This is a genomic window from Burkholderia cepacia GG4 (assembly GCF_000292915.1).
Lineage (GTDB): Bacteria > Pseudomonadota > Gammaproteobacteria > Burkholderiales > Burkholderiaceae > Burkholderia > Burkholderia cepacia_D.
The window spans coordinates 2,114,195-2,140,141 of the sequence record NC_018514.1; the positions used below are offsets into that span (position 1 = coordinate 2,114,195).

Genomic DNA, 25,947 nt, shown 5'->3' on the forward strand with positions numbered 1-25,947 from the left:
GCCGCCGCCGATCCGTGGGCCGGGTGCGCGGCGGCAGCCGGCTGCATCGCGCGGTCTGGTCATGCGGGGGACGCTTCGAACGCCCCGGTGCGGGCGCCGGGCATTTGCGTGCGCCGTTGGTCGGAACGGCGCGATGCCCGTCGCGCGCGACATCGCGGCGTGGCGCGCATTCTACCCCGGGCGGACGGGGCGGCAGGGAAAACCGCCCGGCGGGCGGTCATGGCAGACGCAGCGGGCGGCACGACGGCCGCCTGCGCGGCACTACGCGGTATCGGCGGCTTTCAGCCCCCAGGCGTCGATCATCTGCTGGCGCATCACGAACTTCTGCACCTTGCCCGTCACCGTCATCGGCAGTTCGTCGACGAAGCACACGTACTTCGGGATCTTGTAGTGCGCGATCTGGCCGTGGCAGAACGCCCGCACGTCGTCCTCCGACATCTGCTCGTCCGTGCGCAACACGATCCACGCGCACAGCTCCTCGCCGTATTTCGCATCGGGCACGCCGAACACCTGCACGCTCTGGATCTTCGGATGGCGGAACAGGAATTCCTCGATCTCGCGCGGGTAGATGTTCTCGCCGCCGCGAATCACCATGTCCTTCAGCCGGCCGACGATGTTGCAATAGCCGTCGGCATCGAGCGTCGCGAGGTCGCCCGTATGCATCCAGCCGTCGACGATCGTCTCCTGCGTCTTCGCGTCGTCGTCCCAGTAGCCGGGCATCACCGAATAGCCTTTCGTGCACAGCTCGCCCGTCGCGCCGACCGGCACGACGTCACCATTCGGATCGACGATCTTCACTTCGAGATGCGGTTGCACGCGCCCGACCGTGGTCGTGCGCTTCTCGAGCGGATCGTCGGTCGAACTCTGGAACGACACCGGGCTCGTCTCCGTCATCCCGTACGCGATCGTGATCTCCGACAGGTGCATCTGCGACACGACGCGCTTCATCGTCTCGATCGGACACGGCGACCCGGCCATGATCCCGGTGCGCAGCGTCGACAGGTCGAACGTCGCAAACTCTGGATGGTCGAGCTCCGCGATGAACATCGTCGGCACGCCATGCAACGCGGTGCAGCGTTCGTCGGCGACGGCCGCGAGCGTGGCAACCGGATCGAACGCCTCGCCGGGGAACACCATCGCGGCCCCCGTCGACACGCACGCGAGCACCGCCAGCACCATGCCGAAGCAGTGATACAGCGGCACCGGAATGCAGAGCGAATCCTGCTCGGTGAAGCACATCGCCATCGCGATGAAGCGCGCGTTGTTGACGACGTTGCGGTGCGTGAGCGTCGCGCCCTTCGGGCTGCCGGTCGTGCCGCTCGTGAACTGGATGTTGATCGGGTCGGTGGCCGCGAGCGTCGCGCCGATCGCGTCGAGCCGCGCGACATCGAGCGTGTCCCGGCCGCGCGCCATCACGTCCGCGAAGCGGAACATGCCGGCCGGCACTACCTCGCCCATCGACACGACCGTGCGCAAGCTCGGCAGCCGCGCGGCATGCAGTTCGCCCGGCGCGCAGTGCGCGAGTTCCGGCGCGAGCGCCTGCAGCATCTCCAGGTACTTCGACGACTTGAACTGCTCGGCCGCGATCAGCGCACGGCAGCCGACCTTGTTCAGCGCGTACTCGAGTTCCGCGAGCCGGTAGGCCGGATTGATGTTGACGAGGATCGCGCCGATGCGCGCGGTCGCGAACTGCGCGAGCAGCCATTCGACGCGGTTCGGCGACCAGATGCCGACGCGGTCGCCCGGCTCGATCCCGAGCGCGACGAGCCCGGCCGCGAGTACGTCGATCTCGTGCGCGAACGTGCGCCAGTCCCAGCGGATGCCCTGCTCGCGGAACACGACGGCCGGCCGCGCCGGAAAGCGCGATGCGGTGTCGCGCAGCAGCGCGGCGACGGTCGCGTCCGACAGCGGCACGTCGGTACGGCCCTGCACGATCGACAGGCCGTCGCGCGGCATGCCGGTGGCGATGGCAGTGGTCATGTAGTCTCCTGATCTACGGCGCCGGCCCGCGGGCCGGCGCATGCATCATCGTGTAAACATCTGCGCGGTCGTGATCGCCATGTCGCCGCCCGGCACGCGGATGTCCTTCAGCTTCTTCAGCGAGTCGGCGTCGTACACGGCGACGGTGTTGAAGGTGCCCGCAAGATAGAGCTTGCTGCCCGCGCGGTTGAACGACAGGCAGTAGTACGAGTGATCGAGCGGCGCGGCCTCGACCAGCTTCTCGTTCTTCACGTCGTACTTCGCGAGACGGTTCAGCACGCCGTACATCGCGTTCGGATCCTTCGGCGACAGCCCGCCCGTGAAGTACACCTCGGTGACCGGTGCGAAATCCCTGACCGTCGCGTTGCCCGTCTTCAGGTCGATGTCGACGTAGCCGTACATCGTCTGCGCGGATGCCGGGTCCTTCTTCTCGTCCTTGAAGCGGTCGGCCGTATAGAGCAGGTTGAGCGTGTGCTGCGGACGCTGCTGCGGCCACACGTACAGCACATCCGGCTGGCCGTGCAGCGGCTGCTTCCAGTTGCGCAGCGGCACGGCGACGTCGTACTTGCCCGTCTGCGCGTTCATCCGGTAGATGTCCGCGCCGACGATGAACAGCGACCCGTCGTCGGCGGCCTGCAGCATCGTCGTCTGGCGCGGCGCCGCGAACGTGCGCACCGGCTTCGCGTCGAGCCCGCCGTCGGTGCGATACACCTGCAGGCGCGGCGACTGCACTTCGTAGCTGTCGCGGTTCAGCCTGGTCGGGTTGACGACGCTGTAGATCTCCTTGCCGTCCGGGCTCAGGCCGATCGAGAACATCGCGCGCGCCCGCTCGTTGCCCGCTTCGGCGAGCTCCGCATGGAACACGGTCTTGCACGAATCGAGATCGACGCCGTACAGGTCGCCGTAGTGGTTGTTCAACACGTACGCGCGGCTGCGGTCCGGGCTGATCTGGATCGTGCCGGGGCCGAATGCGTCGGGCAGCGTGCAGGTCTTGACGACGCTGTCGGTGCCCGTGTCGATCACGGTCAGGTTGTTCGGGTAGTTCGTGACGGCGAGGTACTCGTGGCCGGCCTGCAGCGGACCGTCGGCCGCGGCCGACAGCGACGCGGCCGAGGCGAGCGCGGCCGCGAGGAGCGCGCGGCTCAGGGGAGTCGTGAATCGCATGGAGAATCCTTGATCGGTGCCGGGTGGATCACTTGTCTTTGGGGAACACGCTGCCGAGCTGGCGCCAGTCCGCGCCGGAATCGGTCGCGTGCTTGTTCCAGTCCGGATAGGTGCTCATCATGTCGGGCACCTGCGCGGGCCACCAGCACGGGTCGGAGCAGCCGTACAGGTCGGCCTCCATCGGCTGGCACAGCGACGCGACCCCGCCGAACACGTCCGTCTCCCAGCCGGGATCGGTCGTCGACGTGCAGCCCGCGACCGACGTCATCGCGACGACTTCCTCGAGGCGATCCTGCTGCACGGCCTCCTCGAGCTTTTTCGCCTTGTTGTTGAGCGGCTTCAGATGTTTCATGTCAGTTCGCCTTGCGCGGAGTGATGTGGTTGCCGATGAACGCCGGGTTGCCGGCGATGATCCGGCTGTAGACCTCGATGCCGAAATCGATCCAGTCGCGCATCAGCTCGCAGTAGTGGTAGGTCGGATGCGCGGGGTCGCCGTAGCGCGCGTAGCTCTCGTGATAGCAGCCGCCCGAGCACAGGTTGCGGATGCGGCAGGTTTCGCAGCCGGTGCCGCTGCGCTCGAGGCGTTGCGACAGGAAGTCGTTGAGCTGCGCCTGCGCCACGCCTTCATGCACGTTGCCGAAGGTCGGCAGCGCCGAGCCGGTGAAGCGGTGGCACAGGTTCAGGTCGCCCTTGTGGTCGACCGCGAGCATCTTGAGCCCCGCGCCGCACGGCAGCGACTTCTTGTGCCCTTCGTGCAGGTCGGTGATCAGCTGGTGCAGGTTCGAGAAGCCGATGTTGCGGTTCTCGAGCGCGGCGGCAAGATAACGCCGGCCAAGCGCCTTCATGTTCGCGAACACCTGCACGAGTTCGTCGGGCTGCAGGTTGAACGTGTCGAGCTGCCCCGACGTGACCGGCGCGAAGCCGACTTCGGCGAAACCGAGTTCGTTGAACAGGTGGTCCCAGATCCCTTCGATGTCGGTCACACCGCTCGTGAGCGTCACGCGTGCGCCGACCGGGCGGCTGCGGTAGCGCTTGAGCAGCATCTCGACCTTGCGGCGCACGACGTCGTAGGTGCCCGCGCCGCCGACCGTGCGGCGGTTCAGGTCGTGGATCGAGCGCGGCCCGTCGATGCTGACCGACAGCCCGAAGCGGTGCGCGTCGAGCCAGTCGACGATCTCCTCGGTCAAGAGCGTCGCGTTGGTCGTCATCACGAACTCGACCTGCTTGCCGAGCGCGCCGAAGCGCAGCTCGCAATACTCGACCATGCACTCGATCAGCTTGCGGTTGCTGAGCGGTTCGCCGCCGAAGAACACGACCGTGTAGCGCGGCAGGTCGGGCGATTCCTTCAGCAGCATCTCGACCGACGCCTTGGCGGTCTCGATGTCCATCCGCCGCCCCGCGGACGGCGTGTCGAGGTCTTCCTTGTAGCAATACGTGCAACTCAGGTTGCAGCCGGTGTTCACGTTCAGCACGACCGTGTCGATCGCGGTGCGCTCGACGCGCTTCACCGCGATCTCGGGCGTGAGCGGCGAGCCGTCGCTGACGACCTCGAGGGCCATCAGCTCGCCGAGCGTTTCGGCGAGTTCGCCGTGCGGCGAGCGACCGGCCAGCCGCGCGAACAGCTCGTCGGCCGTGCAGCTGCTCGCGCGCAGCGCGTCGATGATGTCGGCCGTCACGCGATCGGCCGCGAACAGCGAGCTGCTCGGCACATGGAACATCAGGCGCTCGTCGTCGACGCGCACTTCATGCACGTTGCGTTCGACCACGTTCAACAGGGCGCTCATCGGATTCTCCTTGCGTTCGTCGGATTCGGACCGGGCCGCGTGGCGGCCCGGCGCGGGGACATGCGGACCGGTCAGGGCAGCGGCGGGTTGTTCCAGCGCTGCACCGCGACGATCATGTGCCCGGTGCCCGTCACCGTGCGCGAGCCGTCCGTCACCGTCGCGACGACGTTCAGGTTGCCCGTGTTGTTGGTGCCCATCCGGCGCGCGGGGTTCGGGCCCGCGTTGCCGGGCGTGAAGATGCCCGTCGATGCCTGCATCGTGCCGGCGAACTGCGTGTCGCGGTCGCCCTTCGACTGATCGTCGAACGGCGCGACCGACCATTGCGCCGGCACGACGCCGATGCGGAACGGCTTGCCTGCACCGTCGACGCCCCATGCGACCGCGTCGAAACGCCCTTCCACCTTCGGCGTCGAACCGCCGTTGCCGCCGATGCGCGCGACCGAGAAGTCGGGTTCTACCTTCACGTCGTGGATCTCGCGATAGACGGCAAACCCGTCCGCATGCGCGGCGCCGACACTCACGCTGCGCGGGCCGGCCGCGCTGCCGTCGGCGGCTTTCACGCGCACCCGCACATACTCCGGCGTACGCTCGAGCACCGATGCGACCGTCACGCCGGCGCCGAACGCGGGCGTGCCCTGCAGGTTCGCGCCGACGATCGTCACGTCGGCCTCCCCGCCCGCCCTCACATAAGCCGGCTGCACTGCAACGATCTGGGCGTTGCCGAGCTTCGCCGCGCTGAAGTCGAGGCCGCGCTCGTCATGCGCGTCGTCGAACATCCGGCCACGCAGCGCACCGTTGCTGGCCATCAGCACCTGGCGCATCGTCGTGTCACCGACCTTCACGCTCGCGCGCCATTCGTAGCCCGTGTAGAGCGTCGCCGTGCCGGTGCCCGAGAGCGGGCTGCCGTCCGCGAACCGCCCCTTCAGCTCGACGTCGAAGCGGTCGCCCGAGCCGCCCTTCACGGTCATCGTGCCGTACGCGTCGCCCTTGCCCGGCATATGGCCGCCGAAGCTCCAGGTGCCCGCAAGCGCGGTCGCGGGCGGATGGTGCTGCTTCCATGCGGTCCACGCCTTGCTGTCGTACGGGTAGTCCTTGGCAAGCAGCGGCGCCATGTCGGTGAGCGCGACCTTCAGCCAGTCGCGGTCGCGGCCCATCGCCGAATACTCGATCGACGGCCACTGCCCGAGGTGGAAGTTCACGAGCTTGTCCCATTCGGCGACCGGACGGCGCTGCAGCAGCGGACGCGCGGCCGAGTGGCAGCGCGCGCACATCTGCTTGAATTCCTCGTTGCCGATCGTCTCCTGCGTGTTCAGGCGACGCTCCGGCGCGTAGCGGAAATCCTTCGTCTCCGACGGCGCGAGGCCCTGCGTATCCGACAGGTACTTCACGAGAATGCGCCGTTCGTCGTCGCTGATCGTGAGGCCGTGCATCGTCTGCATCCGCGCGATCGTCATCAGCCAGCCTTCCGGCGTCTTGCGCTGATGGCTGATGCGGCTCCACGAATCCTTCGACTCGGCCGCGTGACAGGCCGCGCATGTCTGGCTCAGGATCGCGTGAGCGTCGCGCGGCGCCTGGGCCTGGGCCTGCACGGCGCCCGAGGCCAGCGCGAGCGCACCGGCGGCGGCGACGGCCGCGGCCGCGCGGGGCGGCCTGCTGCGTCGAATGAAAGTCTTGAACAAGGCTCTGCTCCTTTACGTGGGGTCTCGAATCGTCCGGCATGCAGCGCTGCGGCGCTTGTCTCACGCTCTTCAAGCACAGGCCGTGCCAGTCGCCGGCGTCGGGGTTGCCACAAGGAAAACACGCGCTTTTCCCGCCGAACGCTCGGGAAAATCCCGATTCAAACCGGCGCGCCAAACCGGCATTCGCGCGCCATGGCGGCGGCGATACGATGCCGGCCGGCAGCGCGCGTGCCGCATGTCGCGTCTCACGTTGCATCCGGATTCTCAAATTGAGACATCGCACGGCGCACGCGGCGCTGCCCAGCGTGCGCGACAGCGCGGGCCATCTCGCCGCACGCCCCGCGCCGCAAGGCGCGCGCGGCGCACGCAGGCCGCCGTGGCGTCATTGGTATGGAAGCTGCTTTTCGCCTCGACACCCGAACCCCGATGAGCGAGGAGCTTCCATGCAGGCAACGTTGTCGTTACTTCCGCAAACCCAGTCGTTCATCGCGCGCACGCCGTCGATGCTGATCGGCGATGCGTGGCGCAGCGCCGAAAGCGGCGCCACCCTGGCAGTCCACAATCCCGCGACCGGCGACGAACTGTGCCGCGTGCCGGCGTCCGGCGCGGCCGACGTCGACCACGCGGTACGCGCGGCCCGGCAGGCGTTCGACGATTCCGCGTGGAGCCGCATGCGGCCGCGCGAACGGCAGAACCTGCTGTGGCGTCTTGCGGATCTGCTCGAACGCGACGCGCAGCAGCTCGCCGAGCTCGAATGCGTGAACAACGGCAAGAGCGCACAGATCGCGCGCGTGATGGACGTGCAGCTGTCGATCGACTTCCTGCGCTACATGGCCGGCTGGGCGACCAAGATCGAAGGCGCGACCGTCGACGTGTCGATGCCGCTGATGCCCGACAGCCAGTTCCACGGCTTCATCCGGCGCGAGGCCGTCGGCGTGGTCGGCGCGATCGTCGCGTGGAACTTCCCGCTGCTGCTCGCGTGCTGGAAGCTCGGCCCCGCGCTTGCGACGGGCTGCACGATGGTGCTGAAGCCCGCCGACGAAACGCCGCTCACCGCGCTGCGGCTCGCGGAACTCGTGCAGGAAGCCGGCTATCCGACCGGCGTGTTCAACGTCGTCACCGGCACCGGCGCGGAAGCGGGCGCCGCGCTCGCACACCACCCGGACGTCGACAAGCTGACCTTCACGGGCTCGACCGAAGTCGGCAAGCTGATCGGCAAGGCCGCGATGGAATCGATGACGCGCGTGACGCTCGAACTCGGCGGCAAGTCGCCGACGATCGTGTTCGACGATGCGGACCCCGCCGTTGCGGCGTCCGGCGCGGCCACCGCGATCTTCTTCAATCACGGCCAGGTGTGCTGCGCCGGCTCGCGCCTGTACGTGCAGCGCAAGCACTTCGATCGCGTGGTGGGCGACATCGCCGGCATCGCGAGCAACATGAAGCTCGGCAACGCGCTCGACCCGTCGGTCGACATGGGGCCGCTGATCTCGGCGAAGCAGCAAAAGCGCGTGGCCGGCTACATCGAGCGCGGCCGCGAACTGGGCGCGCAGCTCGCGTGCGGCGGCGAAGCGTACGGCCCCGGCTACTTCGTGAAGCCGACCGTGCTCGTCGACGTCGACCAGAAGGGCCCGCTCGTGCAGGAGGAGATCTTCGGGCCGGTGCTGGTCGCGATGCCGTTCGACACGATCGACGACGCGATCCGCCTCGCGAACGATACGCGCTACGGGCTCGGCGCGAGCATCTGGACCAACAACCTGTCGGCCGCGCACCGGATGATCCCGAAGATCCGCTCGGGTTCGGTCTGGGTCAATTGCCACAGCGCGCTCGATCCCGCGCTGCCGTTCGGCGGCTACCGGATGTCGGGCTTCGGCCGCGAGATGGGCGCGGCCGCGATCGAGCACTACACGGAACTGAAATCGGTGCTGATGAACGTGTGATCGCGTCGCCGATGTGAGCGACCCACGCGCCGCGCGGCGATGTCGCGCGGCGCGCTTGTTTCTTCGGCGCTCGTATTTTTCTGCGCTGTTCCTGACCGACAACGACCACGAGACACCCGATGCCCCGCCTCCCCGCTTCCCGCCGCACCTTCATGATCGCCGCCGCCGGCCTGCTGTCGGCCGCCGCGCTGCCGCGCGCCGCGTGCGCCGCGCCGGCGCTGCTCGACGAAGCCGACCCGGCCGCGAAAGCGCTCGGCTATCGCACCGACGCCTCGCGCGTCGACCGCGCCGCGTTCGCGCGCTATGCGCCGGGCCAGGACTGCGGCCGCTGCAGCCTGTACCAGGGCAAGGCTGCCGACCCGAACGCACCGTGCCCGCTGTTCGCCGGAAAACGGGTCGCGAACGGCGGCTGGTGCAACGCGTACAACCTGCGCGCCTGAGCGCCGCCGTCGCGCGAAGTTCGCACGCACACCCCGCCATGCATGTCGCCCTGCACGTCGCGTTGTCTCGCCCGCCGAAGACGGTCTGCGCGCGCACGCAAATCGCCCGCGCCGCCGCGCCCCGCCTGGGTCTTAGGTTTTTGACCGGATGGATTTATGCCCGGGCTTATGCCAGACTCGGCGGGCCTTTTTGCGTGCGGCCGCGCCGGATCGGACGGCCCGACTTTCTCCTGAGGAGGGGCGACGTGCAAGACTACTTCCCTTCCGGCCAACGGCTTCCGGACCGACTGCAAGCAACCCGCCTGATTCGCGAACGGCTCAGTTCCGACGGCGTGCTGCCGCAAGGCTGCCTGCGCATCGAAATCGACCAGTCGTGGCGGCGCAGCCTCGATCACGGCGTGCGCTGGGACGACGACGCGCGGCTGAACCTGCATGAATTCTGCAATCTCGACGAGCTGCGCGACGCGAACCGCCTGCTGCTCGATGCGGCCGCGCCCGAACTCGAATTCCTCGCGGAGCGCTGTGGACGCGACGGGATGATCCTGCTGGCCGATGCGCGCGCAACGATCCTGTCGGTGGACGGCGACGCGACCCAGCTTGCCGCGCTCGGCATCGGCGACATCCGCGCCGGCGCGAGCTGGTGCGAATCGCTGCGCGGCACGAACGCGCTCGGCACCGCGCTCGTCGAAGGCTGTGCGGTCGCGATCGACAGCGGCGAACATTTCCTCGGCCGCTTGAGCCGCTTCTCATGCCGCTCGCTGCCGCTGTGCGATCCGCACGGCAAGCCGATCGGCGTGCTCGACCTCACGCGCGAAGGCGAACTGCCGCTCACGCTCGACGGCATGTCGATGCTGATGAGCGCGGCGGCCACGCACATCGAGACGCGTCTGTTCGACGCGTATTTCCCCGAGCATGTCGTGCTCGTGTTTCATCCGCGCCGCACGTATCTCGGTTCGAGCTGGAGCGGCGTGCTCGCGGTTGCCGAAGACGGCCGCATCGTCGCCGCAAATGCACATGCGTGCGAGCTGCTCGGCGCGGCACGCGACGCACTCGTCGGCCGCCGCTGCGAAAGCGCATCACACGGGCGCACGCCGTCGTTCGTCGCGTTCGCCGAGCAAGGCGGGATGCTGCGCGTCGAAGGCGTCGACGCGGCGTTCCATTGCAAAGCGCTGCGCCCGCCGCGCGCGACGGTCGTGCCGGCCTTGCGCGACCGCGTGCCGGCACCGGCCGGCGATGCCGGCACCCAGGCGCTGGCCGCCCTCGCCGGCCGCCAGCCGCGCCTGCTGCGCGCGCTGACGATGGCGCGGCAAGGGCTCAACAACGGGCTGCCCGTGCTCGTGCAGGGCGAGACGGGGACCGGCAAGGAAGTCGTCGCACGCGCGCTGCACGAGGCGAGCGCACGCGCCGGCAAGCCGTTCGTCGCGGTGAACTGCGCGTCGATTCCGGAAGGGCTGATCGAGTCGGAGCTGTTCGGCTATCGCGACGGCGCCTTCACGGGCGCACGCAAGGGCGGGATGACCGGCCGGCTGATGCAGGCGCACGGCGGCACGCTGTTTCTCGACGAGATCGGCGACATGCCGCTGCACCTGCAGGCGCGCTTGCTGCGCGTTCTGCAGGAACGCAAGGTCGCGCCCCTCGGCGCGGGCGACGAGCAGGCCATCGACATCGCGGTGATCTGTGCGACGCACCGCGACCTGCAGACGATGGTGCGCGACAAGTCCTTCCGCGAAGACCTCTACTACCGGATTCACGGCGTGAACGTGCTGCTGCCCGCGCTGCGCGAACGCGACGACGTCGACCTGATCGTCACCGCGCTGCTCGCGCGGCTCGGCGCGCCGCACGTGAGCGTGAACGCCGAACTCGCCGACGTGTTTCGCCAGCATCGCTGGCCGGGCAACATCCGCCAGCTCGAGATGGTGCTGCGCACCGCGCTCGCGGTGCGCGCCGACCACGACGACGTGCTGGGCCTCGACCATCTGTGCGACGGCTTCATCGACGGCGTGTGCCCGGCACCGGACGCGTCGTTCGGATTGATCCGCCGTCACGAGGACGACCTGATCCGCGAATCGCTCGCGCGCCACGACGGCAACGTCGCGGCCGCCGCGCAGACGCTCGGCATCAGCCGCGCAACGCTGTACCGCCGGCTCAAGCGGCTGCAGTCATGATGGCGCGCGCGCATTCGTCCGCTGCATTCGTTACGGGCCGGTCGCACCGATGCTGAAACTCGTCCTGCGCTTCGTGAAGACCGACGACCGCGCGCAGCTCGCGCGCGCGCTCGGCTGGCTATACGGTTTCGTGCGGCCGCACCGGCTCGCGATCGCCGGCCTGCTCGCGCTGTCGGCCTGCGCGTCGCTGCTGGCGCTCGCGCAGCCGTGGCTCACGAAGGAGCTGATCGACCGCGGGCTGGTCGGCAAGGACTTCCGGATGCTCGTCGCGGTCGCGTTTGCGATGGTGTTCGCGGGCTTCGTCGGCACGCTGCTCGGCGGCATCAACCGTTACCTGCACACACGGCTGTCCGGCCGCGTGCTGTTCTCGCTGCGCAGCGCCGTCTATGCACACCTGCAGCGGCTGTCGCCGTCGTTCTACGGGCAGCGCCGTCTCGGCGACCTGCTGTCGCGCCTCGACGGCGACGTCGCCGAGATCCAGCGCTTCGCGCTCGACGCGTTGTTCTCCGCCGTGTCGAACGTGATCGGGCTGGTCGGCACGCTCGCACTGCTCGTCACGCTGTCGTGGAAACTGTCGCTGCTCGCGCTGCTGCTGGTTCCGTTCGAGATCCTGTGGCTGCGCACGATGCGCCGCAAGGTCGAGCGCGATGCGCGCTCGGTACGCGAAGGCGCGGCCGACGTGTCGTCGTTCCTCGTCGAAACGCTGCCCGCAATGAAGTTCATCCAGGCCGCCGGCCGGCAACGCGCGGAACAGGCGCGGCTCGACGGTCTCGGCGACCGCTACATGGAGCGCCTGCTGAAGCTGCAGGTGACCGAATTCATCACGCAATCGGTGCCCGGCACGCTGACCTCGCTGTCGCGCGCGGGTGCGTTCATCGTCGGCGGCTACTGGGTGATTCGCGGCGACTGGCCGCTCGGTTCGCTGATCGCGTTCTCCAGCTATCTCGGGATGGCGATCGGCCCCGTGAAGAGCCTGCTCGGGCTCTACGTCGCGCTGCAGCGGATGACGGTGAGCCTCGGCCGCGTGATGGAACTGCAGCGCGCCCCGGTGGCCGTGCAACCGCCGGCCGATGCGCGCGAGCTGCCCCCGCGCGGCGATCTCGAATTCGTCGACGTGTGGTTCGCGCACGACGAGCGCGCGCAGCCCGTGTTGCGCGGTGCCGGCGCGCGCGTGCCGGCCGGCAGCAAGGTCGCGCTGTCGGGACGGTCGGGCAGCGGGAAATCGACGCTGATCGATCTGATGCAGCGCTTCTACGACCCGCAGCGCGGCAGCGTGCGGATCGACGGCATCGACCTGCGCGACGTCGATCTCGACGCGCTGCGCCGCCACGTCGCGGTCGTCAGCCAGGACATCGTGTTGTTTCGCGGCAGCCTCGCCGACAATCTCCGCTACGCGGCGCCGCTCGCGACACACGACGACATCGTGCATGCCGCACGCGCCGCGCAGCTCGACGAACTGATCGCGACACTGCCGGGCGGGCTCGACGGGCCGGTCGGCGAACGCGGGCAGCAACTGTCCGGCGGCCAGAAGCAGCGCATCGCGATCGCGCGTGCGCTGCTGCAGGCGCCGGCGATCCTGGTGCTCGACGAGGCGACGTCGGCCGTCGACGAAGCGACCGAGCGGCAGGTCATCGCGCAGATCGACACGCTGTTCGGCGATTGCACGCGCATCCTCGTCAGCCACCGCGCGTCGACGCTCGCCGGCGTCGACCTGCATTTCGAACTCGCGGACGGCCAACTCGCGCGACGCGTGCACCGGGATGTCGCGCATGCGTGACGATCGCGCCGTGCGCGTGGGCGTCGTCGACAGCGGCTATCCGCCGTCGCTGAGCGCACGCGTCACCGACGCGCGGCGCTTCGCGTTCGACGCTGCGTCGGTGGTACAGGCCAGCGCCGTCGAGCCGGACCGGATCGGCCACGGCAGCGCGATCTGCACGACGATCGCGGCTGCCGCGCCCGAGGCGGCGCTGGTCGTCGCGCAGGTGTTCGAGGCACGCGGCGTCACGAGTGCCGCGCAGATCGCGCATGCGATCGACTGGTTGCTGTCGCAACGAATCCGCGTAATCAACCTCAGCCTCGGCGTGCGCGCCGATCGCGACACGCTGCGCGACGCGTGCGCGGCAGCCGTCGCGCAACGCGTGACCGTGTTCGCGTCGAGCCCCGCGCAAGGCACGCCGGTGTTTCCGGCGAGCTATCCGGGCGTCGTGCGCATCACGGGCGATGCACGCTGCGCGCCGGACCAATGGTCGTGGCTCGACAGCCCGCAGGCCGATTTCGGTGCGGTCGTGTCGAGCGGCGCACCGCTCGCACCGGCCGGCGCGAGCATCGCGTGCGCGGCGCTCAGCGGCTACGCGGCGCGCTGGTTCGCACGTCATCCCGATGCCGATACGGCGGCACTGCTCGACCATTTGCGCGCGAACGCCGCCTACCTCGGCGTCGAACGACGCACCCACGCATCATGAGCCGCCCGGCGATCGTCGTGCTCGGCGCGGGGCCGGCGGGCGCCGCTGCCGCGCTCGGCCTCGCGCGGCTCGGCTATCCGGTCCGGGTCGTCAGCGAATGGCGACGCTTCGATGCGGTCGAAGGCGTGTCCGATCGCGTGTTGCAAGGGTTGCGCCAAGCCGGGCTCGTGCACGCCGCCGCCTGCGCATTGCCGCCGTGTGCACGCACGACGCACTGGAACGGCGACACGCGCACGCTCAATCACGAACACCTGATCGACCGACGCCGTTTCGACGCGGCGCTGCGTCGCGATCTCGCCGACGCGGGCGTTGCAGTGCGCGAAGCGACGGTACGGGCGGTGCACGCCGACGGCGACGGGCATGCGATCCGCATCGACACACCGGCCGGCCCCGACACGCTGCACGCGGCGTTCGTCGTCGAGGCGCGCGGCCGGCTCGCGCCGCTCGCGCGCGACGCGAGCCGCGGGCCGCAAACGCTGAGCCTGCTGAACGTGTGGCAAGGCACGCCGGGCGACGCGGCATCCGCGATCGAGAGTATGCCGGACGGCTGGGCGTGGATGGCGCGGCTGCCCGATGGCCGCTGCTACTGGCAGGCGACGCTCGACGTCGCGACCACGACGCTGCCGCCGCGCGACGCCCTGCCCGCGTGGTGCGCGACGCTGCGGCAAACGCCGTTCGCACGTGACTTCTTCGACCTGGATGCCGGCGCCGAGGCGCGCGTGTTCGCGCGAACCAGCAGCGCGACGCTGTGCGGCGACACCGGCGGCACGAACTGGCTGCGCGTCGGCGACGCGGCGATGGCCGTCGATCCGCTGTCCGGCAACGGCATCTTCCAGTCACTGTCGTCCGCGCTGCAGGCGCCCGCCGTCATCCACACGCTGCTCGCGCACCCCGAGCGCGCAGCGCTCGCGCTGCGCTTTCACGAACGGCGGATTACCGCACTGTTCATGCGTTTCGCGCGGATCGGCCGCGACTTCTACGCGCTCGACACGCAGTGGGCGGACCGGCCGTTCTGGCAGGCGCGCCGCGCGTGGCCCGACGACGCGCCATCGCATCGCGCGCCCGATTTCGACGCGCTCGCGATCGAGCGGGCGCCCGTGATCGACGGCGACACGATCGCCGAAGCCGACGTCGTCACGAGCCCCGACCAGCCGCTCGGCATCTGGCATCTGCAAGGCATCCCGCTCGCGCCGATCGTCGCGGCGCTGCGCGAGCAGCCCGCCGCACAGGTGCTGGCGGCGTTCGCACCACCGCAGGCCGCGCTCGTGCGGCGCTGGCTCGAAACGCAGGGCTATCCGTTCGTACGCGCGTAACGCGCGCCTCCCGCTTTCCGCATCCTCCGCTGTCCCGGTCCTTCACGCGTCGACGCGTGCGTCGCCGCACGCGCCTTTGCGCTCGCACGTGCCTGTAGCGCGTTTCGTCTCAACTTGAGACGCGACATGCGACACGCGATGCGAATTGCTACGCGGTTGACGCGCGATCAAGCGTGAATCGATGGCGACACCCGGATGAAATGGAACGCCGCCGGCATAGGGCGGTCTTGAAACGGGTGATGGCATGCCATCTGCTTATCGAAGGTCACGCGTAGCCCAGGCCGCGCGCAGGACCATCGACCGTTTCATCTTTCGAGCCCGCATCCCACATGAAAAAAGCATCCATTATCCTGTCGGCAGGATTCCTGATCGGTTGCGCGAACGCGCACGCACAAAGTTCCGTCCTGCTGTTCGGCGTCCTCGACGAAGGCATCAACTACACGAGCAATGTCGGCGGGAAGTCGTCATGGCAGATGGCGAGCGGCGATCTCTCGACGAGCCGCTGGGGAATCAAGGGCAACGAGGATCTCGGCGGCGGACTGCACGCGATCTTCGATCTGGAGAGCGGCTTCGCGATCGAAAGCGGCCAGCTCGGCTACGGCGGCCGCCTGTTCGGCTTCCAGTCGTATGTCGGTCTGCAGTCGGACCGACTCGGCACGCTGACGCTCGGCCGCCAGTTCGACACCGTGTCCGACACGATCGGGCCGCTGACCGCGAACGGCAGCTGGGCCGGCTTCCTGTTCTCGCATCCGCTCGACAACGACAACACCGATGCGTCGTTCCACGCGAACAATGCGGTGAAATACACGAGCCCTGCGTTCGGCGGCTTCTCGGGCACGGTGATGTACGGGCTGAGCAACCTGGCGGGCGGCTTCACACAGAACCGGATGCTCGGCGTCGGCCTGAACTACACGTACCAGACGCTGTCGGTCGCCGCCGTCTATGAAAATCTGTCGCACCCCGGCACCACGGCGGGCGGCGCACTGACGCCGGACGACACGGATTTCGTCGCGGGCAACCAGAAGATCTACGGGATCGGCGTGAACTACGGGATCGGCCCCGCGACGATCGGCGCGGTCTATTCGCACGTGAACGTCGGCCAGCCCGATGCGTCGCTTTATGCGGGCAGCCTCGGCCTCGCGAACGCGCGGCTCACGTTCGACAATTTCGAAGTCAGCGCGAAGTACAACATCACGCCGGCCGTTCTCGTCGGCGGCATGTACACGTACACGCGCGGCGGCCTCGATCAGGCCGGCGCGAAGTCGTCGCTGCACTGGAACCAGTTCGGCGCGATGGCGCAGTACGTGCTGTCGAAGCGCACGTCGGTCTATACGCAGGTGGCGTATCAACTGGTGGGCGGCAGCGCGACCGGCACGCCGCTCGACGGCGGGCTCGTGCCCGGCTCGCCCGGCGCATCGTCGAACGGACACCAGCTCGTCGCGCGCGTCGGGATCAATCACACGTTCTGACCGGGCGCACCGCGTGCCGCGCCGGCAACGTGCGCGGCACGCGAAACGCTCAGAACCCCTGCATCGTCACCGTCGGATCGACGACCAGATGGACGACGCCGTAGATCACCGCGCCGACCAGCGCCGCGAGCACGAGCGCGACGAACGGCAGCAGCGTGAAGTTGACGTTCGCGAGATCGGACGCGTGCGCCTTGCTGTTGCGCACGCCGAAGAAACTCCACAGAACCAGGCGAATCATGCTGAACAGTTTCATGACGTTGCTCCTTTCCTTTATCGGTTGACGCTATCGTCGATCCGACAGGTCTCCGGAAAAAGAAGCAGTTGCGCGCTGCTTTTGCGCAGCACGCGTTGTGCGACCGCGTGTCGCAGGCAGGTCGCATGCGCGTCAGCGGTCGAGCACCAGCGGCTCCGCGGCCACTTCGGCGGGCCGGGCGACGCACAGCAGCGCGCAGCCAGGCTCGATCGCCGCATCGGGTGACTGCACGTAATCGATCGCGCCGGACAGCACGCGCGTCGCGCACGTGCCGCACGAACCGGACCGGCAATCGGACGGCACCGCCACGCCCTGGCCTTCGGCGAATTCGAGCAGCGTGCCGTCGGCGGGCGTCCATGCGGCGTCACGCCCGGTGCGGCGGAACACGACGGGCACGCTAGCCACCGCCGGCGCTGCCACCGTGCGGTCCGCGCTGCGCGCGACGCTCGACGGCCCGAATGCCTCGAAGCGGATGCGTTCGTCCGGCACGTTCAGCGCGCGCAATCCGTCGTACAAATCGCGCATGAACGCGGACGGCCCGCACAGGTAGAAGTCGTAGTCGTCGAACGACAGTAGACGCTTCAGTTGCGCGATGTCGATGCGGCCCGGCCGCGCCGCGCCGTCGCGCTGCGGCTGGCTGTCGAACCAGTGCAGCGCGACGCGTGCGTCGGCGTCCGCGATGCGCGTCAGCTCCGTCGCGAACGGCCGGTCGGCCGTATCGCGCGCCCCGTGCACGAACACGACGCGGCGTGACGGTACGTCGTCGGCCAGCGCGCGACGCAGTATCGCGATCATCGGCGTGATGCCGATACCGGCCGACACCAGCACGGCCGGGCGCGGGCTCGCGACGTCGAACGTGAAGCGGCCGCGCGGCATCTGCGCATCGAGCGTCATACCGGCACGCGCGTGGTCGTGCAGCCATGCCGACACGCGCCCTTCGCGCTTCACGGTGATCCGGTAATGCGCAGCGCCGGGCGCATCGGACAGCGTGTAGCTGCGGATCGTCGGTGCATCGCTGTCCGGCAGCACGACGCGCAGCGTCAGATGCTGCCCGGCTTCGTATGCCGGCAACGCGCGGCCGTCCGCCGGTTCGAAATGGAACGAGCGGATATCGCGCGCTTCGTCGACGATCTTCGCGATGCGTACCGGGCACCAGATCGAGGGCGCTGTCGATGTCGATGTCGATGTCGATGTCGATGTCGATGTCGATGTCGATGTCGATGTCGATGCCGCTGTCGATGCCGGTGCCGGTGCCGGTGCCGGTGCCGGTGCCGATGCCGATGCCGGTGCCGCTGTCGATGCCGCTGTCGATACCGCTGTCGATGCCGGTGCCGGTGCCGGTGCCGGTGCCGGTGCCGATGCCGATGCCGATGCCGAGACAGATGCCGCCGCCCCACCCACGCTCGCCGCCCCCGCCATCCCCGCAAACTGCGGTGCCGGCTCGACCGCCGACCACCGGAACGGCAGCACGGCGCGCGTGCGCCGCACTTCATGCACATGAAACCGCACGACCCGCTGCGCGCCGTCGAACGACGCGACGAGCGGCCCGTCCCACACGATCTCCGCGTGCGCGGCGACATACAGCAGGTCGCCGCTGTCGAAATCGACGAACAGCAGCCCCGCGCGCGAATCGTGCTGCAGGTTGCCGAGCGTGTTGAAGAAGCGGTTGCCGCTGAAGTCCGGCGTCGTCAGCGTGTACGCATCGTCGACCCGCACGAAGCCCGGCATGCCGCCGCGATGCGACACGTCAGCGCCGCGCGCGGCGCCCGCACCGGCCGACGTGTTCGCGCTCGCGACGAAGAACGTATCGGCCTGCGCGAGCAGCGCCCGATCCGCGTCGCTCAGCCGGTCCGACACGCCGGACGCAGCGGCCCCTGCCGACGCCCCGCCTTCGGGCGGCACGAACGTCGGCCTGCGGCCCTGGATGTACTTCGCGCAGTTGCCGAAGCTCTGCTCGACCGCGATCGTCATCGCGCCACCGTCGACCGCGCGCACGACGCCGTTCACCCGATTGCGCCGGCGCGTATCGAACTCGATCCCGAGCCCGCCGAGCGACGCCCCGGGCTGCCACGCGCCGGCCAGCGGATCGCCCGGCAGCGCGTCGCCGCCGATGCGCAGCGTGCGCTCGTCCGGCGTCGACACGAAGCCGGGCATCCCGACCCGCAGCGTCGCCCACGGCTGGCCGTGCGCGTCGACGCCACCCAGCACGAAGAACGGCAGCTGCGCGAAAAACGTCCGGTGCTGGTCCGGCATGAAGCGCCGGATCCCGCGCCGGCCGGCCGCGCCCGCGGCCTCCGTCACGCCCGCGCGCTGTTGCACGGCGAGCTCGCCCGCATGAAACGGCGCAACCTCGAGTTCCCAGCCCGGCACGGCGGCGGTCGGCGCGGTCATCGTGTTCTCCCGGTAAAGGCGTGTCGTGGCGGCAACGCGTCAGGCGGCGAGCAGGCCGGCGCGGGTCGGCGGCATGCCGACGAAGCCCGGCAACGCCGCGACGCGCGCGAGCCACGCCCGCAGGTGCGGATACGGGTCGAGCGACACGCCGCCTTCCGGCGCATGCGCAATGTACGTGTACGCGGCGATATCGGCGACCGTCGGCTGCGCGCCCGCGGCGAACGGCTTGCCGGCCAGTTCGCGGTCGATCACGTCGAGCACCTTCGCGGCCGTGCGCTTGGCCGCCTCCGGGTCGAGCGGCGCGCCGAACACGGTCACGAGCCGCGCCGCGGCGGGACCCGCTGCGATCGGCCCGGCCGCGTACGACAGCCAGCGCTGCACGACCGCCGCGCCAACCGGATCGTCGGGCAGCCAGTGCGCGTCGCCGTAGCGCTTCGCGAGATAGACGAGGATCGCGTTCGAATCGGCGAGCACGGTGCCGCCGTCGTCGATCACCGGCACCTGGCCGAGCGGATTGAGCGCGAGGAATGCCGGTTCGCGCTGCGCGCCGGCCGCGAGGTCGACGTCGACGGTCTCGAACGGCAGCCCGAGCAGCGACAGGAACAGCCGGACCCGATGCGCGTGCCCCGACAGCGGGAACGAATAGACACGAATCGGACGGGCGGGTTTGCTGGCGGCGGACATGGAAAGGCTCCTGGATCTTGCGCCGCCGGGAATCGGCGACGAACGGCCCCAGCGTAGCGCTCGCCGTACGCACGCAGAAGACGGATAATCGCTGAAACATTATCCTTTCTCATAGGACAATCGACGATGGCCGACCTGCGCGACGTGAACCTGAACCGGCTGGCGATCTTCGTCGCGGTGGTCGATGCCGGCTCGCTGACGGCCGCCGCCGAACGGCTCGGCCTCGCGAAGACGGTCGTCAGCACCCACATGCAGCGCCTCGAATCCGAGGTCGGCGCGAACCTGCTGGTGCGCACCACGCGGCGCCTGAGCGTGACCGACGCGGGGCGCGCGTTCTACGACGCGTGCCGCGACATCGTGCGCGCGACCGAAAGCGCGCTCGACGCCGTGTCGTCCGACGCGGGGCCGCTGCGCGGCACGCTGCGCGTGAGCGTGCCGATCGACTACGGCGCGCTGGTCGTCGCGCCGGCCGTCGTCGCGCTGCGCGACGCGCATCCGGGGCTCGATGTCGAACTGATCGCGAACGACCGCATCGTCGATCTGGTCGCGGACAACCTCGACGTCGCGATCCGCATCGGCCGGCTCGCGGATTCGAACTATCGCGCGGTGCAGCTCGGCGAGTACGAGAAATGGCTGGTCGCGAGCCCCGCGTTCGTCGCGCGGCATGGCCTGCCGCGCGATCCGGACGCGCTCGCCGCGCTGCCGTTCGTGATGCTGTCGACGCTGTCGCGCCCGCATACGGTCGAACTCGACCACACGAGCGGCGACCATGCGTCGGTGCGCTGCGTCGCGCCGGTCGTGTCGAACACCGCGACGGCATGCCGCGCGATCGCACTCGCGGGCGGCGGCTTCGGGCTCTTGACGGATTTCTCGATCGCGGAGGACCTCGCGGCCGGCCGGCTCGTGCGGCTGCTGCCCGCCTGGCGCTCGGCGCCGGCCGGGATTCACGCGGTGTTTCCGTCGACGCGGCTGCCGTCGCCGAAGGTGCGCGCGTTCATCGACGCGATGAAGGCGAGGATCGGGGAGACGCGCGCCGCGCCGCCCGCGCGCGCGACGCGGGCGCGACGCGCCAGCGATTGACGGGTCAACCGCCCATCACATCAACTTCAAGATCGGATTGGGTCCTTGCCTGGCGTTCTTGCAGGCTCGGCCGACGCCCGGTCCGGACCGCCTACCCCGCTTCCCGCAACGTGCCCAGCAACACCCTCCTGCAGCTCGCGACCATCTGCGCCTCCGGATCGCGATACCCGGTGAGCAGCCACGCAGCGCCGACGTTCGTCATCGCGCCGACCAGCGCGAGCCCGATCAGCCGCTGCTCGGTGCGCTCGGCGGGCGTCACGGCCTCGCGCCCCGTGCCGATCGCCATGATCAGCTTGCCGAAGTCGATCAGCATCCGCTGGTACGTCATGTCGGTATCCGCGCTCACGCCCATCACCTCGAGCAGCAGCACGCGGGCCGCGCACGGGTCGCGCAGGAACCCGAAGAATGCCGCGAGCCCCGCGTCGACGCTTTCGCGCAGATCGCCGCCGCGCTCGGCCACCGCCCGCGCGACCGCGTCGTGCAGTTGCTGCGCGTGATGCAGGTAGGTGCAGCGCAGCAGATCCTCGGTACTGTCGAACGCCGCGTAGAAATAGCGGTCGTTCAGTTTCGCCTCCTGGCAGATCGACCGTACGGTCGCCTTGCGGAAGCCGACCGTGCCGAACACGCGCGTCGCCGCGCGGATCAGTGCATCGCGCCGCTCGGCGGCCCGCACCTCGGGCGCCACGCCGCCGTACGCCCGGCCCCGTTTTTCCGTTTCGAGTGCTTTCTCCATTTCGCTATTTGACATCAGGACACCCGAAAACTAAAGTGGTGACGAACAACACCACAATAGGCGCGCCGCCGGCGCAGCGCAAGCGGAACGGGAGGAACGACGAAATGAAGGGTTTTTCCGGCAAGGTCGCCGCGATCACGGGCGCCGGTTCGGGCATGGGCCGCAGCCTCGCGGTCGAGCTGGCGCGGCGCGGCTGCGAGGTCGCGCTCGCCGACGTCAACGATGTCGGGCTCGCGGGCACGGCGGCCGCGTGCGCGAAGCACGGCGTGCGCACGAGCACGCGAAGGCTCGACGTCGCCGACCGCGACGCGGTGTTCGCGTGGGCCGATTTCGTGCGCGCCGAACACGGCAAGGTCAACCTGATCTTCAACAACGCGGGCGTGTCGCTGGCCGCGAGCGCCGAGACCGCGCGCATCGCCGATCTCGAATGGATCGTCGGCATCAACTTCTGGGGCGTCGTGCACGGCACCCAGGCGTTCCTGCCGCATCTGCGCGCGTCGGGCGACGGTCACGTGGTCAACACGTCGAGCCTGTTCGGGATCGTCGCGATGCCGACGCAGAGTGCGTACAACGCGACCAAGTTCGCGGTGCGCGGCTTCACCGAAGCGCTGCGGATGGAGCTCGAACTCGACGGCGCGCCGGTGAGCGCGACCTGCGTGCATCCGGGCGGCGTCGCGACCAGCATCGTCGACGCGAGCCGCGTCGACGCCAGCATCCATGCGCTCACGGGCCAGGACGAAGCGACCCATCGCCGCCAGGCGAACCGCCTGATCAACGCGACGACGGCCGACGATGCCGCGCGGCAGATTCTCGCCGGCGTCGAGCGCAATGCGCGCCGCGTGCTGGTCGGCGCCGATGCGCGCCGCCTCGACAAGCTCGCGCGCCTGCTCGGCGCCGGCTACCAGCGGCTGATGCTGCGTCACGTGCGCCGCGCACGCGCACGCAACCTCCGCCCGAAGGAAGTCCCCGTGGGAGAACGTGCGCATGCCCCCGCTACGCTCCCGACCACGCCGACCAAGGATCTCGCATGACCTCGACGACGACCGACCGGCGCGATGCGCCGCCCGCCCCCGCCGACCGCCGCGACCGTGGCGACCGTGGCGACCGTGGCGACAACCGCGACCTCGACGTGCTGATCGTCGGCGCCGGCCTGTCCGGCATCGGTGCCGCCTATCACCTGAAAAAGCGCTGCCCGTACGCGAGCGTCGCGATCGTCGAGGCACGCGACGCGATCGGCGGCACCTGGGACCTATTCCGCTACCCGGGCATTCGTTCGGATTCCGACATGTTCACGCTCGGCTACAGCTTCCGCCCGTGGCACAGCGACAAGGCGATCTCGGACGGCCAGACGATCCTCGACTACATCCGCGACACCGCGCGCGCGTACGGCATCGACAAGACGATCCGCTACGGCCAGAAAGTGGTTGCGGCCGACTGGGATTCAAATCGCGCGCGCTGGACGGTGCGCATCGAGCGCACGCGCGACGGCGCGGTCGACACGCTGGTCTATACGTGCCGCTTCCTCTATATGTGCAGCGGCTATTACGATTACGACGGCGGCTACCGGCCCGACTGGGCCGGCATGGAATCGTTCGAAGGCCAAATCGTGCATCCGCAGCAGTGGCCGAAGGACCTGTCGTACGCGAACCGGCGCGTCGTCGTGATCGGCAGCGGCGCGACGGCCGTCACGCTGGTGCCGTCGATGGCGACCGATGCAGAACACGTGACGATGCTGCAGCGCTCGCCGACCTACATCGTGTCGCTGCCCGCGCGCGACAAGATCGCGAACGCGTTGCGCCGCGTGCTGCCGTCGCGGCTTGCGCACCGGCTCGTGCGCGTGAAGAACGTGCTGCTGACGATGTACCTGTACAACGTATCGCGCCGCAAGCCCGAGCGGACGAAGCGATTCATCATCCGCGCGGCCGGCAAGCAGCTCGGCCCCGACTTCGACGTCGCGAAGCACCTGACGCCGCGCTACATGCCGTGGGACCAGCGCGTGTGCCTCGTGCCGAACGGCGACCTGTTCAAGTCGATCCGCGCGGGCCGCGCATCGATCGTCACCGACGAGATCGAGCGCTTCACGCCGACCGGCCTGAAGCTGAAGAGCGGCCAGCAGCTCGACGCGGACATGATCGTCACCGCGACCGGGCTGAAGGTAAAGATGCTCGGCGGCGCGCGCGTCACGGTGGACGGCCGCGCGGTCGACTTGCCGGACACCGTGTCCTATAAAGGAATGATGTACAGCGACGTGCCGAACCTCGCGTCGTCGTTCGGCTACACGAACGCGTCGTGGACGCTGAAGGCCGAGCTGATCGCGCGCTACGTATGCCGGCTGCTGAACCACATGCGCGCGAACGGCTACGACACCTGCGTGCCGCGGCTCGCGGCCGGCGATCTCGGCGACGTGCCGGCGGTGAACCTGAGTTCGGGCTACATCCAGCGCGCAGCCGGCATCCTGCCGAAGCAGGGCCACCGCAAGCCATGGAAATTCCACCAGAACTACGTGCTCGATCTCGCGTCGCTGAAGTTCAGCGGGCTCGCCGATTCGGCAATGCAGTTCGAACGCCGCGCGAAAGCCGGCCCGGCCGCCGCGCCGGTTGCCGAACCCGTACTCGAAACCCGCTGAGGCCGACATGAGCCATATGCTTCATCTGATCCAGAACGTGCTGCTCGGCGTCGTCGCGGTGCTCGCCGCGCTCGCGCTGTTTTCCGGCTACATCGCGCGCCGCGTGACGCGTTCGTTCCCGCCCGAAGGTCGCTTCGTCGACGTCGGCGGCGATCGCATCCACTACGTCGAGTACGGCAGCGGCCCGCCGCTGGTGTTCGTGCACGGGCTCGCCGGGCAGTGGCGCAACTTCGCGTACCTGCCGCTCGCGCGGCTCGCGCAGCAGCATCGCGTGATCCTGCTGGACCGGCCCGGTGCCGGCCGCTCGCTGCGCGGCGCACGCTCGCAGGCGAACGTGTTCGCCCAGGCCCGCACGGTCGCCGCATTCATCGACGCACTGAAGCTCGACCGGCCCGTGCTCGTCGGCCACTCGCTCGGCGGCGCGATCGGGCTCGCGGTCGGCCTCAACCATCCGGAGCGCGTGAGCCGCCTCGCGCTGATCGCGCCGCTGTCGCACGAGCAGACCGAGCCGCCGGCACCGTTCAAGCCGCTGATGCTGCCGTCGCCGCTGGTGCGCCGCTTCGTGTCTTGGACCTTCGCGATCCCGATGACGATCCTGACCGGCCGCAAGGCCGTGCGACAGGTGTTCGCGCCGGAAGACGTGCCGCGCGACTTCCCGGTCAAGGGCGGCGGGCTGCTCGGGCTGCGCCCGCACGTGTTCTATGCGACGGCGACGGACCTGCTGGCGGCGCCGGTCGACCTGCCTGCGATGGAGCGGCGTTATGCCGACCTCACGCTGCCGGTCGACGTGCTGTACGGCCGCGCCGATCCGATCCTGAACTGGCGCACGCACGGCGAGGCGCTGGCGCAGAAGTCGGCGCGCGTGCGGCTGAAGGTCGTCGAGGGCGGGCACATGCTGCCGGTCACGCTTCCGGAAGCGACCGCGGACTGGCTGCTCGAAGTCGCCGCCACGCCGGTCGAGGCGACCGAGCAGGCCACGCGCGTCGCGCATTGATCGTCATCGGGTCTGCCGCGCGGTTGCGTGGATGATGGCGATGCCCCCGGGCGCTGCAGGGCGGGCGCCGGGGCGTCGGTGTTGCTTCGGCATTGATACGCATGCCGTAATACGGATCGGGTGGCGGCCGGTCGTGCGGTATGCCGGCTCGGCCGATTTTTTGCGCGCGGTGCGGCGGTCGTGCAGCAGCGCGCCGGGCCACGGCCGGCCGCGACACGCCGCGCCGCGCGCCGGTCAGGCTTCGTCGTCGGGCAGCGACAGCCCGAGCTCAGCGATCACCTCGCGCGCGCTGCGGAACGCCTCGACCGCGGCCGGTGCGCCCGCGTACAACGCGCTGTGCAACAGCACTTCCCGGATCTCGACCAGGCTCGCGCCGTTGTTGAGCGCGCCGCGCACGTGGCCCTTCAGCTCCGTGCTGCGGCCGAGCGCGGCCAGCATCGCGCACGTGCAGAGGCTGCGGGTCTTCAGGTCGATCCCGCCGCGCTGCCATGTGCTGCCCCACGCGTGTTCGTTCAGCCAGTCCTGCAGCGGCCGCGAAAAGCCGTCGAGGTCGCGCATCGCGCGCTCGACGAACGCCTCGCCCATCACGTCGGTGCGTCGCGCCTTGCCCCGTTCCCTGTCCTGTTCGCTCATGTCGGTTCCTGTGTGAAGTCGTGGTCGTGGTCGTGGCCGCGTCCGCGTCCGCGTCGCCGGCGGCCGGGTGGGTTCGGATCATGTTCGCGGCGCGCGAGCGTTTCGTCAAAGACGCGGCCCTCGGGCCACGATCGCCTGCGTCAAGCGCGGAAAGTCGGGG

At 69.4% G+C, this 25,947-nt stretch carries 21 protein-coding genes; 11 read left to right on the forward strand and 10 right to left on the reverse strand.

Annotated features, from left to right (window positions below; genetic code table 11):
- Window positions 1-261: 261 nt before the first annotated feature.
- From GEM_RS25095 to peaA, 5 genes are all read right to left on the reverse strand, one after another.
- Complete coding sequence (locus tag GEM_RS25095; RefSeq protein ID WP_014900221.1) at window positions 262-1,980, reverse strand: AMP-binding protein; 1,719 nt, start codon at window positions 1,978-1,980, stop codon at window positions 262-264.
- A gap of 45 nt (window positions 1,981-2,025) precedes the next feature.
- Window positions 2,026-3,144: a quinohemoprotein amine dehydrogenase subunit beta gene (gene peaD, locus GEM_RS25100; RefSeq protein ID WP_014900222.1), complete on the reverse strand. Its 1,119-nt coding sequence runs from the start codon at window positions 3,142-3,144 to the stop codon at window positions 2,026-2,028.
- Window positions 3,145-3,172: 28 nt separating this feature from the next.
- On the reverse strand, window positions 3,173-3,496 hold the full coding sequence (gene qhpC, locus GEM_RS25105; protein WP_014900223.1) for a quinohemoprotein amine dehydrogenase subunit gamma: 324 nt from the start codon (window positions 3,494-3,496) through the stop codon (window positions 3,173-3,175).
- Window position 3,497: 1 nt separating this feature from the next.
- Window positions 3,498-4,928 (reverse strand): quinohemoprotein amine dehydrogenase maturation protein, encoded by a 1,431-nt coding sequence (peaB, locus tag GEM_RS25110; protein ID WP_014900224.1) that lies wholly within the window; start codon window positions 4,926-4,928, stop codon window positions 3,498-3,500.
- A 71-nt stretch (window positions 4,929-4,999) separates the two neighbouring features.
- Entirely contained in the window at window positions 5,000-6,607 is a 1,608-nt protein-coding gene (gene peaA / locus GEM_RS25115) for a quinohemoprotein amine dehydrogenase subunit alpha (protein WP_014900225.1), read from the reverse strand.
- Window positions 6,608-7,050: 443 nt separating this feature from the next.
- Here peaA and GEM_RS25120 point away from each other — a divergent pair, with 443 nt between their 5' ends.
- From GEM_RS25120 to GEM_RS25150, 7 genes are all read left to right on the forward strand, one after another.
- Window positions 7,051-8,544 carry an aldehyde dehydrogenase family protein gene (locus GEM_RS25120; RefSeq protein WP_014900226.1) on the forward strand — a complete coding sequence of 498 codons (1,494 nt, stop codon included), beginning with the start codon at window positions 7,051-7,053 and terminating at the stop codon, window positions 8,542-8,544.
- A gap of 119 nt (window positions 8,545-8,663) precedes the next feature.
- Window positions 8,664-8,984: a high-potential iron-sulfur protein gene (locus tag GEM_RS25125; protein ID WP_014900227.1), complete on the forward strand. Its 321-nt coding sequence runs from the start codon at window positions 8,664-8,666 to the stop codon at window positions 8,982-8,984.
- Window positions 8,985-9,229: 245 nt separating this feature from the next.
- Window positions 9,230-11,149 (forward strand): sigma-54-dependent Fis family transcriptional regulator, encoded by a 1,920-nt coding sequence (locus GEM_RS25130; RefSeq protein ID WP_014900228.1) that lies wholly within the window; start codon window positions 9,230-9,232, stop codon window positions 11,147-11,149.
- A gap of 49 nt (window positions 11,150-11,198) precedes the next feature.
- Window positions 11,199-12,926: an ABC transporter ATP-binding protein gene (locus GEM_RS25135; protein WP_014900229.1), complete on the forward strand. Its 1,728-nt coding sequence runs from the start codon at window positions 11,199-11,201 to the stop codon at window positions 12,924-12,926.
- Window positions 12,919-13,611: a S8 family serine peptidase gene (locus tag GEM_RS25140; RefSeq protein WP_014900230.1), complete on the forward strand. Its 693-nt coding sequence runs from the start codon at window positions 12,919-12,921 to the stop codon at window positions 13,609-13,611. The genes GEM_RS25135 and GEM_RS25140 overlap by 8 nt, the downstream gene beginning before the upstream one ends.
- The gene (locus tag GEM_RS25145; RefSeq protein WP_014900231.1) at window positions 13,608-14,924 is read left to right on the forward strand and encodes an NAD(P)/FAD-dependent oxidoreductase; all 1,317 of its coding nucleotides are present in this window, start codon (window positions 13,608-13,610) and stop codon (window positions 14,922-14,924) included. Before GEM_RS25140 ends, GEM_RS25145 begins: the two co-directional genes overlap by 4 nt.
- 329 nt (window positions 14,925-15,253) lie before the next feature.
- Window positions 15,254-16,393, forward strand: coding sequence for a porin (locus GEM_RS25150; protein WP_014900232.1), 1,140 nt, complete (start codon window positions 15,254-15,256; stop codon window positions 16,391-16,393).
- A gap of 49 nt (window positions 16,394-16,442) precedes the next feature.
- Here the strand turns inward: GEM_RS25150 and GEM_RS25155 are convergent, their stop codons facing one another.
- The 3 genes from GEM_RS25155 to GEM_RS25165 form a co-directional block, all read right to left on the reverse strand.
- A complete protein-coding gene (locus tag GEM_RS25155; RefSeq protein ID WP_014900233.1) occupies window positions 16,443-16,646 on the reverse strand; it encodes a DUF2970 domain-containing protein in 204 nt (67 codons plus the stop codon).
- 132 nt (window positions 16,647-16,778) lie between these two features.
- On the reverse strand, window positions 16,779-19,037 hold the full coding sequence (locus tag GEM_RS25160) for a pyridoxamine 5'-phosphate oxidase family protein (protein ID WP_014900234.1): 2,259 nt from the start codon (window positions 19,035-19,037) through the stop codon (window positions 16,779-16,781).
- Between the two features lie 39 nt (window positions 19,038-19,076).
- Window positions 19,077-19,721: a glutathione S-transferase family protein gene (locus GEM_RS25165; RefSeq protein WP_014900235.1), complete on the reverse strand. Its 645-nt coding sequence runs from the start codon at window positions 19,719-19,721 to the stop codon at window positions 19,077-19,079.
- A gap of 126 nt (window positions 19,722-19,847) precedes the next feature.
- Between GEM_RS25165 and GEM_RS25170 the strand changes: the two genes are divergently transcribed.
- Window positions 19,848-20,801 (forward strand): LysR family transcriptional regulator, encoded by a 954-nt coding sequence (locus tag GEM_RS25170; RefSeq protein WP_014900236.1) that lies wholly within the window; start codon window positions 19,848-19,850, stop codon window positions 20,799-20,801.
- A gap of 91 nt (window positions 20,802-20,892) precedes the next feature.
- Here the strand turns inward: GEM_RS25170 and GEM_RS25175 are convergent, their stop codons facing one another.
- Window positions 20,893-21,549 (reverse strand): TetR/AcrR family transcriptional regulator, encoded by a 657-nt coding sequence (locus GEM_RS25175; protein WP_014900237.1) that lies wholly within the window; start codon window positions 21,547-21,549, stop codon window positions 20,893-20,895.
- Between the two features lie 89 nt (window positions 21,550-21,638).
- On the opposite strand from GEM_RS25175, the gene GEM_RS25180 reads away from it, so the two are divergent.
- From GEM_RS25180 to GEM_RS25190, 3 genes are read left to right on the forward strand one after another with little or no spacing between them, the layout of a single operon-like run.
- Window positions 21,639-22,565 (forward strand): SDR family NAD(P)-dependent oxidoreductase, encoded by a 927-nt coding sequence (locus GEM_RS25180; protein WP_014900238.1) that lies wholly within the window; start codon window positions 21,639-21,641, stop codon window positions 22,563-22,565.
- Complete coding sequence (locus GEM_RS25185; RefSeq protein ID WP_014900239.1) at window positions 22,562-24,160, forward strand: flavin-containing monooxygenase; 1,599 nt, start codon at window positions 22,562-22,564, stop codon at window positions 24,158-24,160. Before GEM_RS25180 ends, GEM_RS25185 begins: the two co-directional genes overlap by 4 nt.
- A gap of 7 nt (window positions 24,161-24,167) precedes the next feature.
- Window positions 24,168-25,154 carry an alpha/beta fold hydrolase gene (locus GEM_RS25190; RefSeq protein WP_014900240.1) on the forward strand — a complete coding sequence of 329 codons (987 nt, stop codon included), beginning with the start codon at window positions 24,168-24,170 and terminating at the stop codon, window positions 25,152-25,154.
- Between the two features lie 234 nt (window positions 25,155-25,388).
- On the opposite strand, the gene GEM_RS25195 is transcribed toward GEM_RS25190, so the two are convergent.
- The gene (locus tag GEM_RS25195; RefSeq protein WP_014900241.1) at window positions 25,389-25,787 is read right to left on the reverse strand and encodes a carboxymuconolactone decarboxylase family protein; all 399 of its coding nucleotides are present in this window, start codon (window positions 25,785-25,787) and stop codon (window positions 25,389-25,391) included.
- Window positions 25,788-25,947 lie beyond the last annotated feature (160 nt).

Coding starts and splice junctions, on each gene's coding strand:
- GEM_RS25095 (WP_014900221.1), bottom strand. CDS start 1,980: ATGACCACTGCCATCGCCACCGGCATGCCGCGCGACGGCCTGTCGATC.
- peaD (WP_014900222.1), bottom strand. CDS start 3,144: ATGCGATTCACGACTCCCCTGAGCCGCGCGCTCCTCGCGGCCGCGCTC.
- qhpC (WP_014900223.1), bottom strand. CDS start 3,496: ATGAAACATCTGAAGCCGCTCAACAACAAGGCGAAAAAGCTCGAGGAG.
- peaB (WP_014900224.1), bottom strand. CDS start 4,928: ATGAGCGCCCTGTTGAACGTGGTCGAACGCAACGTGCATGAAGTGCGC.
- GEM_RS25120 (WP_014900226.1), top strand. CDS start 7,051: ATGCAGGCAACGTTGTCGTTACTTCCGCAAACCCAGTCGTTCATCGCG.
- GEM_RS25125 (WP_014900227.1), top strand. CDS start 8,664: ATGCCCCGCCTCCCCGCTTCCCGCCGCACCTTCATGATCGCCGCCGCC.
- GEM_RS25135 (WP_014900229.1), top strand. CDS start 11,199: ATGCTGAAACTCGTCCTGCGCTTCGTGAAGACCGACGACCGCGCGCAG.
- GEM_RS25140 (WP_014900230.1), top strand. CDS start 12,919: ATGCGTGACGATCGCGCCGTGCGCGTGGGCGTCGTCGACAGCGGCTAT.
- GEM_RS25145 (WP_014900231.1), top strand. CDS start 13,608: ATGAGCCGCCCGGCGATCGTCGTGCTCGGCGCGGGGCCGGCGGGCGCC.
- GEM_RS25150 (WP_014900232.1), top strand. CDS start 15,254: ATGAAAAAAGCATCCATTATCCTGTCGGCAGGATTCCTGATCGGTTGC.
- GEM_RS25155 (WP_014900233.1), bottom strand. CDS start 16,646: ATGAAACTGTTCAGCATGATTCGCCTGGTTCTGTGGAGTTTCTTCGGC.
- GEM_RS25160 (WP_014900234.1), bottom strand. CDS start 19,037: ATGACCGCGCCGACCGCCGCCGTGCCGGGCTGGGAACTCGAGGTTGCG.
- GEM_RS25165 (WP_014900235.1), bottom strand. CDS start 19,721: ATGTCCGCCGCCAGCAAACCCGCCCGTCCGATTCGTGTCTATTCGTTC.
- GEM_RS25170 (WP_014900236.1), top strand. CDS start 19,848: ATGGCCGACCTGCGCGACGTGAACCTGAACCGGCTGGCGATCTTCGTC.
- GEM_RS25175 (WP_014900237.1), bottom strand. CDS start 21,549: ATGTCAAATAGCGAAATGGAGAAAGCACTCGAAACGGAAAAACGGGGC.
- GEM_RS25180 (WP_014900238.1), top strand. CDS start 21,639: ATGAAGGGTTTTTCCGGCAAGGTCGCCGCGATCACGGGCGCCGGTTCG.
- GEM_RS25185 (WP_014900239.1), top strand. CDS start 22,562: ATGACCTCGACGACGACCGACCGGCGCGATGCGCCGCCCGCCCCCGCC.
- GEM_RS25190 (WP_014900240.1), top strand. CDS start 24,168: ATGAGCCATATGCTTCATCTGATCCAGAACGTGCTGCTCGGCGTCGTC.
- GEM_RS25195 (WP_014900241.1), bottom strand. CDS start 25,787: ATGAGCGAACAGGACAGGGAACGGGGCAAGGCGCGACGCACCGACGTG.